This window comes from Pseudomonas sp. RIT-PI-r (assembly GCF_001297015.1).
Classification (GTDB): Bacteria; Pseudomonadota; Gammaproteobacteria; order Pseudomonadales; family Pseudomonadaceae; genus Aquipseudomonas.
Map to the genome: position 1 here is coordinate 437,928 of NZ_LIGE01000023.1, position 14,528 is coordinate 452,455.

The 14,528-nt window shown below is 59.8% G+C and carries 15 protein-coding genes; 3 read left to right on the plus strand and 12 right to left on the minus strand.

Features of this window, described 5'->3' with window-relative positions; translation table 11 throughout:
- The first annotated feature begins 7 nt into the window (after positions 1–7).
- On the plus strand, positions 8–778 hold the full coding sequence (locus AK821_RS11515) for a MetQ/NlpA family ABC transporter substrate-binding protein (protein ID WP_064389738.1): 771 nt from the start codon (positions 8–10) through the stop codon (positions 776–778).
- Positions 779–1,102: 324 nt separating this feature from the next.
- On the opposite strand, the gene AK821_RS11520 is transcribed toward AK821_RS11515, so the two are convergent.
- From AK821_RS11520 to AK821_RS11540, 5 genes are read right to left on the minus strand one after another with little or no spacing between them, the layout of a single operon-like run.
- Positions 1,103–1,738, minus strand: coding sequence for an SCO family protein (locus AK821_RS11520; RefSeq protein WP_007911741.1), 636 nt, complete (start codon positions 1,736–1,738; stop codon positions 1,103–1,105).
- Positions 1,735–2,634 carry a heme o synthase gene (gene cyoE / locus AK821_RS11525; RefSeq protein WP_064389739.1) on the minus strand — a complete coding sequence of 300 codons (900 nt, stop codon included), beginning with the start codon at positions 2,632–2,634 and terminating at the stop codon, positions 1,735–1,737. Before cyoE ends, AK821_RS11520 begins: the two co-directional genes overlap by 4 nt.
- Positions 2,622–3,701 (minus strand): COX15/CtaA family protein, encoded by a 1,080-nt coding sequence (locus tag AK821_RS11530; protein ID WP_064389740.1) that lies wholly within the window; start codon positions 3,699–3,701, stop codon positions 2,622–2,624. The genes cyoE and AK821_RS11530 overlap by 13 nt, the downstream gene beginning before the upstream one ends.
- A 10-nt stretch (positions 3,702–3,711) precedes the next feature.
- Complete coding sequence (locus tag AK821_RS11535) at positions 3,712–4,305, minus strand: hypothetical protein (RefSeq protein WP_064389741.1); 594 nt, start codon at positions 4,303–4,305, stop codon at positions 3,712–3,714.
- Positions 4,271–5,011, minus strand: coding sequence for an SURF1 family protein (locus AK821_RS11540; protein WP_064389742.1), 741 nt, complete (start codon positions 5,009–5,011; stop codon positions 4,271–4,273). Before AK821_RS11540 ends, AK821_RS11535 begins: the two co-directional genes overlap by 35 nt.
- Before the next feature lie 71 nt (positions 5,012–5,082).
- Between AK821_RS11540 and AK821_RS11545 the strand changes: the two genes are divergently transcribed.
- On the plus strand, positions 5,083–5,286 hold the full coding sequence (locus AK821_RS11545) for a twin transmembrane helix small protein (protein WP_007911731.1): 204 nt from the start codon (positions 5,083–5,085) through the stop codon (positions 5,284–5,286).
- A 9-nt stretch (positions 5,287–5,295) separates the two neighbouring features.
- Here the strand turns inward: AK821_RS11545 and AK821_RS11550 are convergent, their stop codons facing one another.
- The 4 genes from AK821_RS11550 to coxB all read right to left on the minus strand — a co-directional run bounded on the left by AK821_RS11550 (position 5,296) and on the right by coxB (position 9,673).
- Complete coding sequence (locus AK821_RS11550) at positions 5,296–6,183, minus strand: cytochrome c oxidase subunit 3 (protein WP_064389743.1); 888 nt, start codon at positions 6,181–6,183, stop codon at positions 5,296–5,298.
- 25 nt (positions 6,184–6,208) lie between these two features.
- Complete coding sequence (locus AK821_RS11555; RefSeq protein WP_064389744.1) at positions 6,209–6,760, minus strand: cytochrome c oxidase assembly protein; 552 nt, start codon at positions 6,758–6,760, stop codon at positions 6,209–6,211.
- 116 nt (positions 6,761–6,876) lie between these two features.
- Positions 6,877–8,463 carry a cytochrome c oxidase subunit I gene (gene ctaD / locus AK821_RS11560; RefSeq protein WP_064389745.1) on the minus strand — a complete coding sequence of 529 codons (1,587 nt, stop codon included), beginning with the start codon at positions 8,461–8,463 and terminating at the stop codon, positions 6,877–6,879.
- 82 nt (positions 8,464–8,545) lie between these two features.
- Positions 8,546–9,673: a cytochrome c oxidase subunit II gene (coxB, locus tag AK821_RS11565; RefSeq protein ID WP_064389746.1), complete on the minus strand. Its 1,128-nt coding sequence runs from the start codon at positions 9,671–9,673 to the stop codon at positions 8,546–8,548.
- A gap of 369 nt (positions 9,674–10,042) precedes the next feature.
- On the opposite strand from coxB, the gene AK821_RS11570 reads away from it, so the two are divergent.
- Entirely contained in the window at positions 10,043–10,693 is a 651-nt protein-coding gene (locus AK821_RS11570) for a hypothetical protein (protein WP_064389747.1), read from the plus strand.
- Between the two features lie 124 nt (positions 10,694–10,817).
- Here AK821_RS11570 and AK821_RS11575 read toward each other — a convergent pair whose 3' ends face one another.
- The 3 genes from AK821_RS11575 to AK821_RS11585 form a co-directional block, all read right to left on the minus strand.
- On the minus strand, positions 10,818–12,344 hold the full coding sequence (locus tag AK821_RS11575) for a SulP family inorganic anion transporter (protein ID WP_064389748.1): 1,527 nt from the start codon (positions 12,342–12,344) through the stop codon (positions 10,818–10,820).
- A gap of 90 nt (positions 12,345–12,434) precedes the next feature.
- The gene (locus AK821_RS11580) at positions 12,435–13,163 is read right to left on the minus strand and encodes a carbonic anhydrase (RefSeq protein WP_064389749.1); all 729 of its coding nucleotides are present in this window, start codon (positions 13,161–13,163) and stop codon (positions 12,435–12,437) included.
- A gap of 237 nt (positions 13,164–13,400) precedes the next feature.
- A complete protein-coding gene (locus AK821_RS11585) occupies positions 13,401–14,459 on the minus strand; it encodes a PA0069 family radical SAM protein (RefSeq protein WP_064389750.1) in 1,059 nt (352 codons plus the stop codon).
- Positions 14,460–14,528 lie beyond the last annotated feature (69 nt).

Here is a 14,528-nt window from a genome sequence, read left to right on the forward strand (position 1 = left end):
TAGCTGAATGAAAAAACTGATCGCTGCTTTCGCTGCCGTTGCGGCATTCTCGGCCCACGCCGAAACCCTGACCGTGGCTGCCACTCCGGTGCCGCACGCGGAAATCCTCGAGTTCGTGAAGCCGGCGCTGGCCAAAGAAGGCGTGGATCTGAAGGTCAAGGTCTTCACCGACTATATTCAGCCGAACGTACAGGTCGCCGAAAAGCGTCTGGACGCCAACTTCTTCCAGCACCAGCCGTACCTCGATGAGTTCAACAAGGCCAAGGGCACCAGTCTGGTTGCCGTGGCCGGTGTGCACCTGGAGCCGCTGGGCGCTTACTCGAGCAAGCTCAAGGATCTGAAGGATCTGCCAAGCGGTGCCAACGTGGTGATCCCGAACGACGCCACCAACGGCGGCCGTGCGCTGTTGCTGCTGGCCAAGGCTGGCGTGATCACGCTGAAGGATCCGACCAACATCCTGTCGACCGTCAAAGACATCGCGCAGAACCCGAAAGACCTGAAGATCCGTGAACTGGAAGCCGCGACCATCCCGCGCGTGCTGACCCAGGTTGATCTGGCGCTGATCAACACCAACTACGCGCTGGAAGCCAAGCTCGATCCGTCCAAGGATGCGCTGGTGATCGAAGGCAACGACTCGCCGTACGTGAACATCCTCGTGTCCCGCCCGGACAACAAGGACAGCGATGCGATGAAGAAACTCGCTGCTGCGCTGCACAGCCCGGAAGTGAAGCAATTCATCACCGAGAAGTACAAAGGCGCGGTATTGCCGGCGTTCTGATTCGGGTTGCTGCAATGAAAAAGGGGCGCATTTATATGCGCCCCTTTTTTTGTCTGATGCTTGGCTTTGGAGCTGTTGTGAAGCGACCCCTCACCCCAGCCCTCTCCCGGAGGGAGAGGGGGCCGACCGAGGTGTCTTGCGTTCTACATCGACCTGAAAGATCCAGTCGATTATGGATTCAGCACAGCACATCGACCTGAAAGGTCTTGGCGATTATAGATTCAATGCAGGACGTTCAATTCGGTGTGGCTCCCCAATATCCCCCAATCAGTCCCCTCTCCCTCTGGGAGAGGGCTAGGGTGAGGGGCTTTTGCGTTTAAAAGATTACTTGCGGTTAAGCATGACCGGGAGTTGCGCCACCAATTTGGCGTTGTTCAACGGTGCCCGAATAAACCCACGCTGGGTGCCATCCGGGCCAATCACCGCGAGGTTGCCGCTGTGATCCACGGTGTAATTCGGCTTACTGGTATCCGCCGGAATAAACGGAATACTCACCGCATTCGCCACCTTCTGCAGCTCTTCAATCGAGGTCGGTGTCAGGCCAACAAACTGTGGATCAAAGTAGCCCAGATACTGCTTCAACTGCTTCGGGTTATCGCGGTTCGGGTCAACGCTGACCAGCACGATCTGCAACTTGTCCACAGCGTCTTTTGGCAACTCACTCTTGATCTGCCGCAACTGCGCCAATGTGGTCGGGCAGATGTCCGGGCAGAAGGTGTAGCCGAAGAACAACAGACTCCACTTACCCTTCAACTCATTGATCGCCACCGGTTTGCCGTCCTGATCGGTCATCGTCACGTCCGGCAAATTACGGCTCTGCGGCAGCAGAATGATGCCGGCATCGATCAGCGCAGTCGGGTCGCCCTGGCCCTTGCCGCTCAGCACTTTGTTGACGGTAAGTCCCAGGATCAGCGCGATCACGGCGACGAGGATGAAGACGGTTTTCTGGGTTCGAGTCATAGGTTCAACAGTAAGTAGTGGTCTACGAGCAGGGCGATGAACAGCAGAAACAAGTACCAAATAGAGTACTTGAAGGTGTTGATCGCCGCGTGCGGCCGAGTGCCACGGTACAGCACCACGGCCCATTGCAGAAACCTTGCGCCGAGGGCGAGGGCGCAAATCAGGTAGAGCATGCCGCTCATGTGGATCACGTACGGCAGCAGGCTCACCGCCAGCAGCGCGAAGGTATAAAGCAGAATATGCACTTTGGTGTAGTGCTCGCCGTGGGTAACCGGCAGCATCGGGATGTCGGCCTTGGCGTATTCCTCTTTGCGATGGATCGCCAGCGCCCAGAAGTGCGGCGGCGTCCAGGCGAAGATGATCAGCACCAGCAGCAACGGTTCGGCGCTGACGTGGCCAGTTGCAGCCGTCCAGCCCAGCAGCGGTGGCGCAGCACCGGCGAGGCCACCGATAACGATGTTTTGCGGCGTCGCGCGTTTGAGAAATCCGGTGTAGATCACTGCGTATCCGAGCAGCGAAGCCAGCGTCAGCCACGCCGTCAGCGGATTGGTGAATGTCAGCAACAAGGCCTGACCGAGCAGCGCCAGCACCAGCGCAAAAGTCAGCGCCGCCGCCGGCGAAACCCGTCCTTCAGCCAGCGGCCGTTTATGCGTACGCGCCATCACCGCATCGATGCGCCGATCGACCACATGATTGACCGCCGCCGCACCGCCGGCACACAGGGCAATCCCCAGATTGCCGAACACCAGCACCGTCCACGGCACCCCGGCGCGGGTCGCGAGGAACATGCCGACCAGCGAGGTGATCAGCATCAGCACCACGACTTTCGGTTTGGTCAGTTCCAGATAATCACGCCACAGCGCTTGGGCGGGACGTTCGCCAATCAGAATCGCCACGGCGTTTCTCCTTTTATTGTGATGGGCGCGGCAGAGTGTTTGCGCGGGCTCAGGCGCCAGCGTGCGAGCACCGGTTGTTTGACTCGGACCAGACTGGTGCGCGCGTGATAGTTGACCAGCACCATGGTCAGCAATAGCGGGGCACCGCCAGCGTTATGCGCGACCGCCACTGGCAGCGGCAGATGGAACAAGACATTGCTGATGCCGAGGGTGATTTGTGCGGTGAGGGCGATCAATACCAGCCCGGCCAGCCGCGTCATGCCGACCACTTTTAGTTGCCAAGCCAAGCCAAGCAAAACCAACGTCACCAGCAAAGCGCCAATACGATGAGTCAGGTGAATCGCCGTGCGCGCATCACTGTCGAGTTGCCCGCCGAGATAATTCGGGCCGATGTGTTGGGTCAGGTGAAAGCCATTGGCGAAATCCGCCGGCGGCAGCCATTGCCCGTGGCAGGTCGGAAAATCGATGCACGCCACTGCCGCATAGTTGGAACTGACCCAGCCACCCAGCGCGATCTGGCCGATCACCAACAATAATCCCGCCGTTGCCCAATACTGCAAACGCTTGGGCACGGTCAGCGCCGGCAGAACACCGGACAATCGCAACGTCAGCAAAAACAACAGGCTCAACGTCGCAAAACCGCCGAGCAAATGTCCGGTGACCACTTGTGGCCAGAGCTTGAGCGTCACCGTCCACATGCCGAACGCCGCTTGCGCGAACACCACCGCCAGCAGAAATAGCGGCAGCTTCAACGGCTGCCCCGGATGACGACGGTTGACCCACGCGCGCCCGGCCAGAATCGAAATCAGCAGGCCGAGGGTGCCGGCGAAGTAGCGGTGGATCATCTCGTTCCAGCCCTTGTGCGCCTCCACCGGCGAGTCGGGGTAATGCAGTTCGGCATGGGCCAGTTGCGCTTCGCTTTTCGGCACGCTGATAAAGCCGTAGCAGCCCGGCCAGTCCGGACAGCCGAGGCCGGCGTGGGTCAGGCGCGTGTAGGCGCCGAGCAGCACCACAATCAGTGCCAGCAGGGTGGCAAACAGCGCGAGGCGAAATCCAGGTTTGGCCATGACGATGCCCTTATCCGATGTTCGACAGTTTCAGCAGATGCCGCAGGTCGTTGAGCAGATCCTTGCCTTTCACATTCGGCTCGTAGCGCAGCACGAGGTTGCCGTGCGGGTCGATGATCCACAGCTGCGGCGTGGCTTTGTCGCCCGTGGTTTTGCTGAACACACCCGCATCCAGCGGATAGCGTTGCAGCTGTGGATATTCACGGGTCAGCTTGGCCTCGTAATCGGCGCTCACCGGTTGCGCCACGGCGAGGGCATGGCTGGCGCGCCCGGCCTCGCGACCAAGACCGATCTGGATCTGCCGCGCCAGATACACCAGTTGCTGGCAATCCACCGCGCAATCCTTCGGCGCAGTGCCCAGCATCTGCCAGCGTGCATCATCGGCTTGTACGCCGAGGTCGGCGCGGGTCTGGCCGTTGCCGATCAGTTCGCCGTGATAGCTGCGACCTTCGGGCACCCAGAACTGCAATTTGTACATGCCGGTGGCGAGCAGCATCGGGCCGACCACGCCGAGCACAATCAGCAACAACTGAATGCGCCCGCGACGGCGGCTGGCAGCAGGTTTCGCCTCAGACATGCTGGGTGGATTCATGGCCGTTCCCATGGTGTTTCTCCTTTGCGTTGTGCAAGCCCAAATAGATATAGAGACCGAGCAGGGCGGTGGCCATGGCGAACCACTGCACGGCATAACCGAGGTGTTTTTCCGGGCCCATGGCAACCACCGGCCAATCGGCCTCGTAGCTGGCCGGGCCGGGCTCGGCGCGTAGTTCGTAGGCGAAGCCGTCGCGTTCCAGGGTTTTCCACAGCTTGGCCGGGTCGACGGCGGTGATGGTTTGCGGCCAAGTACTGCTGACCGGGTCGGCGTGCAACTGGAAAGTCGCGCCGGGAGCGACGTAGACCCAGGCATCGACATTCAGGGCCTCTGCCGGTGTGGAAAATTGCGGCGGCACGCGGCGATCCGGCCACGGCAACCAGCCGCGATTGACCAGCAGCCACAAACCGCTGCGTTGATCCTGAAACGGTTGCAGCAACTCGACACCGACCTTGCCGTTACGTTGGCGGTTATCCAGCAGCAAACTGTGCGCGGCATCGAACTGGCCTTGCAGATGCACACGGCGATAGGCCGGATCGGCGCTGCTCAGCAACTCGCCGCTGGCCATCGGTTCGGCCGCGCGGCGTTCGGCGTAACTGGCGAGCAGGGCGGTTTTCTCGGCGCCCCGGCTCAGTTGCCAGAAGCCCAGCGACACCAGCAGCGGCAGCAACAACGCCACCACCACGGTCGGAATCACGCCCGGGCGAAAGCGCTTCATGGCTGCGCCACAAAGTCAGTCGTTGCGCTCGCTATACTCAACTGCATCGCCTGTCCCCCGGAGTTCTTCCCATGCTCAAAACAGCGATCGTCCTGATGCTGATTGCCACGGTGATCAGCCTGTTCAGCGGCCTGTTTTTCCTGGTCAAGGACGACAGCAGCTCGAATCGCCTGGTCATCGCCTTGAGTGTTCGGGTGGCATTGGCCGCTGCCACCGTCGGCCTGATCGCCTGGGGTTTTTACAGCGGCCAACTGGTGTCGCATGCGCCTTGGTAATGCTGATCCTCAGAGTACGTAAACGAAGATAAAGAGGCCGATCCACACCACGTCGACGAAGTGCCAATACCAGCTCGCCGCTTCGAAGCCGAACTGGTGCTCGTTATCGAAGTGACCCTTCATGATCCGCATCAGCATCACAAACAGAATGATTGTGCCGATGGTCACGTGGGCGCCGTGGAAACCGGTGAGCATGAAGAACGTCGCGCCATAAATGCCCGAACCGAGGGTCAGGCCCAGTTCGTGATAGGCGTGGATGTACTCCTCAGCCTGGAAACCGAGAAACGCGCAGCCGAGCAGCACGGTGATCGCCAGCCAGATTTTCAGCGCACCGCGATGGCCTTTCTTCAGCGCATGGTGGGCGATGGTGATGGTCACGCTGGAGCTGACCAGCAGAATCGTGTTGATCAGCGGCAGGCCCCACGGGCTGATCACTTCTTTGGGCGGCGGAAACAGTTTCGGGTCCGGTGTGTGCAGCAGTGGCCAAGTGAACTGGAAGTTCGGCCAGAGCATGTGGGCGATGCCTTTCGGCCCTTCGCCGCCGAGCGCCGGGCCGGAAATGTGTCGCACGTAAAACAGCGCACCGAAGAAGGCGACGAAGAACATCACCTCGGAGAAGATGAACCAGCTCATGCCCCAGCGAAACGAGCGATCCAGTTGTGCGCTGTAAAGTCCCGCGCGGCTTTCCTTGATCACCGTGCCGAACCAGCCGAACAGCATGTATGCCACCAGCAGGCCACCGACGAAAAAGATCAGCGGGCCGTGGGATTCCGGGCGTGCAGCCTTCAGATCGTTGAACCAAGTCGCGAGGCCGTACACGGTGACGAACATCCCGACCGTGGCAATGATCGGCCATTTGCTCTGGGCCGGAACGAAATAATGCTCATGAGTTGCCATTTATTGTTCTCCTTATCGGGCACGCTCAACCGCCAGTGTTTACAGCCACCGGCGGATGTCGGGCGGTGATATCGAACAGCGTGTAGGACAGCGTCAGGTGCTTCACATCCTTGGGCATGTCGCGGTCAACAATGAAGCGCACCGGCATCTCGATCTGCTGACCGGGCTGCAGCACCTGCTGGGTAAAGCAGAAACATTCGGTCTTGTGGAAATACGCCGCGGCGTTGCTCGGCGCGATGCTCGGCACGGCTTGCGCACTCATCGGTTTGTCGGTGGGATTTCGTGCGATGAAGATCATCTCGTTGACGGCGCCGGGGTTGGCGGTGAGTTCGTCATGCTTGGGGTAGAAGTCCCACGGCATATCGGCGGTGTTGGTCGACAGAAACTGCACGCGTACCTGGCGCGAAGTATCGACCACTTGCTCACCCTCGTACTGCCCACCGGTCTTGCCGTTGATGCCGAAGGCTTTGCACATCACGTCGTAGATCGGCACCAGGGCAAAACCGAACACAAACATCGCTACCACGACCCCGAGCAGGCGGGTGACGAGTTTTTTCATCGAGATCGAGTCAGCCATGGTTCATGCCTCCCCACTAAACCCTGTAGGAGTGAGCCTGCTCGCGATGGGTCCACCGCGGTGTGCCTGACACACCGCCATCGCGAGCAGGCTCACTCCTACAAAAGTCAGGCGTTTCATTTCACTTCCGGCGGTGTGGTGAAGGTGTGATACGGCGCCGGCGACGGCACGCTCCACTCCAGACCTTCCGCACCATCCCAAGGCTTGGCCGGTGCAGGCTCGCCACCCCGAATGGTCTTGATCACGATGAACAGGAAGAAGATCTGCGTCGCGCCGAACATGAACGCGCCAATCGACGAAACCATGTTGAAGTCGGCGAACTGCAGGTTGTAGTCCGGAATCCGTCGCGGCATCCCCGCCAGTCCCACGAAGTGCATCGGGAAGAAGGTCAGGTTCATGCCGACGAACGACAGCCAGAAATGCAGCTTGCCGAGGGTTTCGTCGTACATGTGCCCGGTCCATTTCGGCAGCCAGTAATACGCCGAGGCGAAGATGCCGAAGATCGCCCCCGGCACCAGCACATAGTGGAAGTGCGCGACCACAAAGTAGGTGTCCTGATACTGGAAGTCCGCCGGGGCGATGGCCAACATCAATCCGGAAAAACCACCGATGGAAAACAGGATCACGAACGCCACGGCAAACAGCATCGGTGTCTCGAAGGTCATCGAGCCTTGCCACATGGTGCTGGCCCAGTTGAACACCTTGACCCCGGTCGGCACCGCGATGAGCATCGTCGCGTACATGAAGAACAGCTCGCCGACCAGCGGAATGCCGACCACGAACATGTGGTGCGCCCAGACGATGAACGACAGGAACGCGATGCTCGCCGTGGCGTAGACCATCGAGGTGTAGCCGAACAGCGGTTTGCGCGCGAAGGTCGGGATGATCTGGCTGACCGCGCCGAACGCCGGCAGGATCATGATGTACACCTCAGGGTGCCCGAAAAACCAGAACACATGCTGGAACAGCACCGGGTCACCGCCACCGGCAGCACTGAAGAAACTGGTGCCGAAGTGGATGTCCATCAGCATCATCGTCACGCACCCGGCCAGCACCGGCATCACCGCGATCAGCAGGAACGCGGTGATCAGCCAGGTCCAGACGAACAGCGGCATTTTCATCAGGGTCATGCCGGGGGCGCGCAGGTTGAGGATGGTCGCGATCACGTTGATCGCGCCCATGATCGAACTGATCCCCATCAGGTGGATGGCGAAGATGAAGAAGGTCACGCTTTCCGGCGCATAGGTCGTCGACAGCGGCGCGTAGAAGGTCCAGCCGAAATTCGGCCCGCCACCGGGGGTGAACAGGGTCGACACCAGCAGCAGAAACGCCGCCGGCAGCAGCCAGAAGCTGAAGTTGTTCATCCGGGGCAGGGCCATGTCCGGCGCGCCGACCATCAACGGGATCATCCAGTTGGCGAGGCCGACGAATGCCGGCATCACTGCACCGAAGACCATCACCAGACCGTGCATGGTGGTCATCTGGTTGAAGAACGCCGGTTCGACGATCTGCAAACCGGGCTGGAACAACTCGGCGCGGATCACCATGGCGAACGAGCCGCCAAGCAGGAACATCAAAAACGCAAACCACAGGTACAGCGTGCCGATGTCCTTGTGGTTGGTGGTCAGCACCCAGCGCATCAGGCCTTTGGCGGGGCCGTGGGCGTGGTCGGCGTGACCGTGGTCATCGATGACAGCGCTCATGGCCGGTCTCCTTTACGTGAGTGGGCGGGGCGGGCCGGGGCGCGCTGCCCCGGCCGGTTCACGAGGTACGCGATAGACCGGCTCATTTGCTTTCCGCCTGTTTCAGCTCCAGCACTTCTTTTGGCGTGACCATGTCGCCCTTGTTGTTGCCCCAGGCGTTACGTTCGTAGGTCACGACCGCTGCGATATCGACTTCCGACAGCTGTTTGCCGAACGCCGCCATGGCGGTGCCGGGTTTGCCGTGGAAGACAATGCTCAAGTGATCCTTGATCGGGCCGGTGGCAATTTTCGAGCCCTTGAGCGCCGGGAACATCGGCGGCAGGCCTTGGCCTTCGGCCTGGTGACAGGCAACGCAGGTGGTGTGATAAACCTTGTCGCCGCGCTCCTTGAGTTCGTCGAGGGTCCAATCCTTGCTGGTCAGCTCTTTAAGCTGCGCGGCCTCGGCTTTGCGCTCGGCCAGCCACTTGTCGTAGTCGGCCTTCTCTTTGACCTCGACCACGATCGGCATGAAACCGTGATCCTTGCCACACAGTTCGGCGCACTGGCCACGGTAAAGCCCGGGCTTGTCGACACGCGTCCAGGCCTCATTGACGAACCCCGGGATCGCATCGCGTTTGACCGCAAACGCCGGCACCCACCAGGAGTGGATAACGTCGGCGGAGGTCACGAGGAAGCGCACCTTGGCCCCGGTCGGCAGCACCAATGGCTTGTCGACCTCAAGCAAGTAGTGCTCGCCCTTGGCTTCCTTGTTGTGGATCTGCTCGGCGGGAGTGGCCAGGTTGCTGAAGAACTCGACGTCCTGGCCCAGGTATTTGTAGTGCCACTTCCACTGATAACCGGTGACCTGGATATCGATGTCCGGCTCACTGGTGTCGTACATCTTGATCAGCGTCGCGGTGGCGGGAACGGCCATGGCCACCAGAATCAGCAGCGGCACGACGGTCCACATGATTTCGACGCCGGTGCTTTCGTGGAATTTTGCGGCGACCTGCCCGGTAGAACGGCGGTGCACCATCATCGACCAGAACATGGCGCCGAAGACGATTACCCCGATCACCACACAGATCCAGAAAATGGTCATGTGCAGGTCGAATACTGCGTGACTGATTTCAGTCGCTCCAGGCGCCATATTCACAGTCCAGGCGGCGTTGGCCTGGCTGAAAATCGACCACAACAGGAGGCCCATCCAGACGTGTGGATGTCGCATCATTGCGGGTTCCCCTTATCGTTCTTGTTATCCCGCCGGCTTTCGCCTGCGGCAAGGGAGCGGCTGCATCAGACTACGAACTTGAATCGCCGGGCCTTGCTGCGGGTGCAGTCGGGCGTCATCAGCTAACTCCATTCACTGGCGAGTATAGACAGCGACGGGAAATTGCAATGTGCGCACGTAAATGATCTGAAACAGCGGGTGCTTGCATTCGAGGGCACGAATGGAGAAGGATGCAGACGAGTGGTGGCAAATCGATATAACGCAGTTGCATCAAGGATGAAATAATTATGACAAATGCGTCTTAGCATTTTTCGTAAGCCAGCTAACTTATGTCTTCCCTATTTCATTGCCTTGTTTCCTGGAGTTTTCATGAACACCGCCGCATTGCGCGAGCAGATCCAAACAGCCCAACAACACGAGAAAGACACTGGCCTGCTGACCCGTCAGCTGGAAAGCAAGCTGCCGCATCTACACCCGTCGATCCAGTTACCGGAAGCCGACGCCAATGGTGTGCTGACGCGTTTTGTCGCCGCCTACATCGATGAAGTGCCAGACCTGCTGGATGCAGCCAATGAAGTCGCCAGGGAAGCGGGAATCGAATCGCAGATCAAACCGGTGTTGAAAATCGCCGAGCAGTATTTCCTCCAGCCGCCAGCCATCATGGCCGGGCACGTTGGCCTGGACAGCCTGCTCGACGAAGCCTATCTGGCGCACCGTTTTGTCGAAGAGGTCAACGACCTGTACATCAAGCATTTCGGCCAGCCACTGATCCCCCTGGACATGACGGTCGCCAACTTGATTGCTCACCAATTGATCGGTGAGGAATTTGCCAACCAGCTGGACGAAGCGGTGCATCACGCCATCGACGAGATGCTCAACGACGAGAGTTTTGCCTTGGAATCGGTAGAAATCTACCGCGAAAAACTCAGCAGCCCGGACACCGGCGCCGCGTGGAAACGCTGGCCGTGCATGAGCCGCCGCCTGGGCGTGGGGCTGGAGCTGGATCAGCCTGCTGCCTGAGTTACACACAATCCAATGTAGGAGCTGCCGCAGGCTGCGATCTTTTGATCTTGATTGTTAAAAACAACATCAAAAGATCGCAGCCTGCGGCAGTTCCTACAGGGTTTGAGTTCAACCCGGAGATTTAGCCGGCAGCACCGATTCCGGTATTGGTCCGCACCCTGCCTTCAAGCCTGCGCTTCAACCCCCGCGACTCGATCAACAGCTTCGAGCCCTTCGCCGCATTCGCCCGGCCCCATTCTTCCAGCAACTCCAGACACGAATGGTCGATGTAGCTCAGGTTATTGAGCGGCACATGCACCGTGGTGCCCACTGGAATACTGCCCAGCACCTGCGTCAGCGCCGGAACCTTGAGGAAGGTCGCCGCACCGACCAGGCGCAATTCCATCTCACCGTCCTGCGGCAGATCGATCAGGCTGATCTTCAACCGCGAAGCCTTGAACGCCAGTTTCAACAGGGTCAGACCGAAACCGAGCAGCACACCGGTCAGCAGGTCAGTGAAGATAATTGCCAACGCCGTCGCCGCGTAGGTGAACATCGGCATCCGTCCATATCGGCCCAGACCGCGAAAGGCTTTCAGGTCGACCAGTTTGAAACCGGTGTACACCAGCACCCCCGCCAGACTCGCCACCGGAATGCTTTGCAGCACGCTCGACAGCAACAGCACGAACGCCAGCAGCCACAGGCCATGGAAGATCGTCGAGTAACGCGTGGTCGCACCGGCCTGAACGTTGGCCGAACTGCGCACGATGACCCCGGTCATCGGCAGCGCGCCGACCAGACCGCAGAGCATATTGCCGACACCTTGCGCCGACAGTTCTCGGTCGAAATCCGAACGCACGCCGCTGTGCATGCGATCCACCGCAGCGGCGGACAACAGCGTTTCGGCGCTGGCGATAAACGCCACGGCGAACGCGGCGATCAGCAACGTCGGGTCGGCCAGACTGAGCAGGTCCGCAGGTCTCAGCCAATCGATGGCTTCCGCCAGATTCGCCGGCACCTCGACGCGTTTGACCTGCAAGGCCAGCAGCAGACTCGCCGCGGTCGCCAGACCGACACCGAGCAGCGCACCCGGAATGAACCGCAGCGCATGCGGGCGAAATTTTTCCCACAGCCACATCACCGCAATCGTCGACAGCCCGAGCAATCCGGCCTGCCAGCCGAACGACGGCAAAGCTTGCGTGACTGCCGCCGGGAACGCCGCAAGGTTATCCAGCCCGGAAGGTTTCGGCGATGCATCGAGCATCACATGCACCTGTGAGAGCACGATCAACACGCCGATCCCGGCGAGCATACCGTACACCACCGCTGGCGCCGTAACCCGAAACCAGCACCCGAGCTTCAAGCGCCCGGCGACCAGTTGCAGAAAACCGGCGAGCAGCAGAATCGGCCCGAGCATCTCGATGCCGTGCTGGCGCACCAGCTCGAACACCAACACCGCCAGACCTGCCGCCGGGCCACTGACTTGCAACGGCGAACCCGCGAGCCAACCGACCACCAGACCACCGATGATCCCGGTGATCAAACCCTTGGCCGGCGGTAACCCTGAGGCAATCGCAATACCCATGCACAGCGGCAGGGCGACCAGAAACACAACCACTGAAGCGAGCAGCTCCCGTGGCAACACCGCTTTCAATTGAGCCGCACGCATGGCGATTCTCCCGAAGTTTTCTTCAGGCATGGCAAGGCCGGGTCGCTGAATCAGCGACCGGCGTCAAACCACACAGATGTTTAGGAGGATTTAGAAGCGCGCTTTGGGCGTCGCCACCGGAATCGGATGGCTGCCGTCGAGCGGCAGGAAGCGTCCCTGATCCGCGTCGTAAGCTTTGATTTCGCTGGTTTCGATGTTGTAGACCCAGCCATGGATGAACAGATGACCGTTCGCCATGCGCGAGGCTACCGAAGGATGGGTACGCAAGTGCTGCAACTGGGCGATGACGTTTTCCTCGGTGAGGATCGGCATGCTTTCTTTTTCGTCGGCACAGTGACAGTTGTCATGCACCATGGTTTTCGCGACTTCAGCGTGGCGCAGCCAGGCTTTGACCGTCGGCATCTTTTCCAGGCTGTCCGGATTGAGCACAGCACGCATGGCACCGCAATCGGAGTGGCCGCAGATGATGATGTGCTGCACACCGAGGGCCAGCACCGCGTATTCGATCGCGGTGGAAACGCCGCCGTTCATCTGGCCGTATGGCGGGACAACATTGCCCACGTTACGGGTCACGAACAGATCGCCCGGCGAGCTCTGGGTGATCAGCTCGGGGACGATGCGCGAGTCGGCGCAGGTGATGAACATCGCTTTTGGCGCCTGGGCCGTGGCGAGTTTCTTGAAGAGTTCTTCCTGCTGCGGAAAAACCTCATGATGAAAATGCAAAAAGCCGTCTACGATCTGTCGCAGCGCTGCATCGGCGGATTCCGCTTCAGGGGTTTGCGCCGACACAGCCAACGGCTGTTTATCCTTGTCACTCATGATTCATCCTCTTAGGCGGATTCAGGGAGTCTTCCCCGGTATTCCGGTATGAAGCCAGTGGCTGTTTAAAACTATCCGGGTCATCCCGACCCGTCAGTCACTCGATGAACAAGGTAGCCGCCGAAACTTAACTCAAACTGAATCAAACGCTCTAGAACGTGTGTTCCAGGTCACAAAAACGTGACTGGGTGTTTTCGGCGGAAGGATTCCAACCCCTCAACCATAGGCCAATTGTCGCTAAATCAACGACATCTGGCGACCCGGCGGACAGAAGGCAGTGCAATCGAGGTTGTAGCCTTCGCGGTGATTTAAACCAAGACGTTTAATTACCTTCGAAAACCTCTGAGCCAACAGATCGGCGAACGGTCCTTCACCGCGCATGCGTGCGCCAAAACGGCTGTCGTAGAGCTCGCCGCCGCGGCTCTGGCGGATCAGGCTCAGCACATGCGCCGCCCGTTGCGGGTAGTGCGCGGCCAGCCACTCTTCGAACAGCGGCGCCACCTCCAGCGGCAGACGCAGCATCATGTAGGCCGCACTTTGCGCCCCTGCGGCGTGGGCCTCGGTGAGCAGGTTTTCGATTTCGCTGTCGTTGATCATCGGAATCATCGGCGAACACAGCACACCGACCGGAATCCCCGCTTCGCGCATGACCCTGATAGCGCGCAACCGCGCCTTGGGGGCTGCCGCTCGCGGTTCGAGGATACGTTTAAGTTCGTCGTCCAGCGTGGTCAGGCTGATCATCACTGCCACCAGTCGTTGTTCGGCCAACTCGGTCAGCAGGTCGAGGTCGCGCAGAATCAGCGAGCCCTTGGTGACGATGGTCACCGGATGCCTGTAGCGCAGCAGCACTTCGAGGGTCTGGCGGGTGATCTTGTGTTCGCGCTCGATCGGCTGATACGGATCGGTGTTGGAGCCGAGATTGATCGGCGCACATTGATAACCGCGTTTGCTCAGTTGTTCTTCCAATACCTGAGCGGCATTGGTCTTGGCGATCAGCCGGGTTTCGAAATCCAGCCCCGGCGACATGTCCCAATAGGCGTGACTGGGCCGCGCATAGCAGTAGATGCAGCCATGCTCGCAGCCGCGATAGGGATTGATCGAACGATCGAAGGGTAAATCCGGCGAAGTGTTGCGGGTGATGATGGTTTTCGCGGTTTCGATCATCACCTCGGTGTTCTGAGTCTCGGGCACTTCCTGATACCAGCCATCGTCCTCGGCTACCGAGCGGTTCGGCGCGAAGCGGTTGTGCGGATTGGTCGCGGTGCCGCGACCGCGAGGTGGTAATGCAGTAGACATGAAAAAACGCCCCGATACTGTATATGCACACAGTATCGGGGCGTTGCGCATCTGGCTAGTGCCGTTGGG

What these genes read in the sequence shown, in the direction of transcription:
- AK821_RS11550 (WP_064389743.1), bottom strand. Translation starts at nt 6,183, where the DNA reads ATGGCAACTCATGAGCATTATTTCGTTCCGGCCCAGAGCAAATGGCCG.
- AK821_RS11540 (WP_064389742.1), bottom strand. Translation starts at nt 5,011, where the DNA reads ATGAAGCGCTTTCGCCCGGGCGTGATTCCGACCGTGGTGGTGGCGTTG.
- AK821_RS11530 (WP_064389740.1), bottom strand. Translation starts at nt 3,701, where the DNA reads ATGGCCAAACCTGGATTTCGCCTCGCGCTGTTTGCCACCCTGCTGGCA.
- AK821_RS11545 (WP_007911731.1), top strand. Translation starts at nt 5,083, where the DNA reads ATGCTCAAAACAGCGATCGTCCTGATGCTGATTGCCACGGTGATCAGC.
- AK821_RS11585 (WP_064389750.1), bottom strand. Translation starts at nt 14,459, where the DNA reads ATGTCTACTGCATTACCACCTCGCGGTCGCGGCACCGCGACCAATCCG.
- AK821_RS11515 (WP_064389738.1), top strand. Translation starts at nt 8, where the DNA reads ATGAAAAAACTGATCGCTGCTTTCGCTGCCGTTGCGGCATTCTCGGCC.
- AK821_RS11570 (WP_064389747.1), top strand. Translation starts at nt 10,043, where the DNA reads ATGAACACCGCCGCATTGCGCGAGCAGATCCAAACAGCCCAACAACAC.
- AK821_RS11520 (WP_007911741.1), bottom strand. Translation starts at nt 1,738, where the DNA reads ATGACTCGAACCCAGAAAACCGTCTTCATCCTCGTCGCCGTGATCGCG.
- coxB (WP_064389746.1), bottom strand. Translation starts at nt 9,673, where the DNA reads ATGATGCGACATCCACACGTCTGGATGGGCCTCCTGTTGTGGTCGATT.
- AK821_RS11575 (WP_064389748.1), bottom strand. Translation starts at nt 12,344, where the DNA reads ATGCGTGCGGCTCAATTGAAAGCGGTGTTGCCACGGGAGCTGCTCGCT.
- AK821_RS11555 (WP_064389744.1), bottom strand. Translation starts at nt 6,760, where the DNA reads ATGGCTGACTCGATCTCGATGAAAAAACTCGTCACCCGCCTGCTCGGG.
- ctaD (WP_064389745.1), bottom strand. Translation starts at nt 8,463, where the DNA reads ATGAGCGCTGTCATCGATGACCACGGTCACGCCGACCACGCCCACGGC.
- AK821_RS11580 (WP_064389749.1), bottom strand. Translation starts at nt 13,163, where the DNA reads ATGAGTGACAAGGATAAACAGCCGTTGGCTGTGTCGGCGCAAACCCCT.
- AK821_RS11535 (WP_064389741.1), bottom strand. Translation starts at nt 4,305, where the DNA reads ATGGGAACGGCCATGAATCCACCCAGCATGTCTGAGGCGAAACCTGCT.